Annotated in this window: 2 protein-coding genes; one reads left to right on the top strand and one right to left on the bottom strand. The window is 25.2% G+C overall.

Features of this window, described 5'->3' with window-relative positions; translation table 11 throughout:
- A partial coding sequence (locus tag A1QC_RS15305) for a glycosyltransferase (protein WP_017025150.1) occupies positions 1-718 on the top strand: 718 nt, incomplete at its 5' end.
- Between the two features lie 91 nt (positions 719-809).
- Here the strand turns inward: A1QC_RS15305 and A1QC_RS15575 are convergent.
- A partial coding sequence (locus A1QC_RS15575) for a hypothetical protein (protein ID WP_039836426.1) occupies positions 810-1,033 on the bottom strand: 224 nt, incomplete at its 5' end.

The raw sequence follows: 1,033 nt of genomic DNA, 5'->3' as shown, positions 1-1,033 counted from the left end.
TAAGAGTGTAGTTAAAAATGTCACATATGGTAATTATGGAGTTGATGTTTTAAAAAATCTAGATTTTATTATTGTTAATAGCCAGTTCATGAAGAGAAAATGTTTAGAGTATGGCTTGAGTGAATGTATGCTAAAAGTAATCTATCCTGGTATTTCTATTGAAAGTAATATTAAAAGTAAAAGTAAAAGTGAAAAATCAAATAAAATAAAAATGATTTCTACTAGGATAGATAAAGGATTTAATATTTTTTATGAATTGTCTAAAGTTTTTCCTGATTATGAGTTTGAAGCCGCTGGTGATTCTAGTGTTAAGAGTAATAAGAAGCTGACAAAAAATTTAACTATTTTAGGTTGGTTAAATGATCCAAGTTCTTTTATTGAAGAATCAGATGTTTTTCTTGTTCCTTCATTAATAGAAGAAACTTTTGGAAGAGTTGCTGTAGAGTCTATTTTTTTAGGTGTTACAACAATGGTGTCAAATATTGGTGGTTTACCTGAAACAGTAAATGATAATAATACTTTTATTGTAGAAAACTCTGATTTAAGTACTTGGATTAATAAACTAAAATTTGTTCTTGATATAAATAATGATTCTGTTATAGAGCGAGAGTTTTTAAATGTAAGGGAATATTCGCTTCGATTTGATAAAAATGAACAAATTATGAATTGGAAAGAATTAATAAAATTAGAGTCTTGTCACTTGAAGGTTGAAAAGTGAGAATTGATAAATTTATAATTATAAAAACAGGCTATTTGGCATATTTTTTTATTAATATGCTTATAGCAACACATTTTTTTAAATCTTTATTTTATATTTCATTTTTTTTAGGGTTGATAATTTTATTGACGGTGCTTTTCTTATCTTTTGATGTTGAAAGAAATAAAAATGAATCGTATTTTCTTTTTATTGTTCTATTTTTGTTGTTGTTCTTTATTTCTTTTTTGAGTGCTATTTTTTCAGAGATTCCCTTGTTGTCTTTACAGAGAATAGTTATAAATTTCTTACCATTATCATTGCTTTTGTTAATACCAA

The sequence above is a fragment of the Vibrio rumoiensis 1S-45 genome (genome assembly GCF_000286955.2).
Taxonomy (GTDB): Bacteria; Pseudomonadota; Gammaproteobacteria; order Enterobacterales; family Vibrionaceae; genus Vibrio; species Vibrio rumoiensis_A.
Note: the sequence above shows the minus strand (reverse complement) of the source record. Positions and strands in the feature narration are given on the sequence as shown.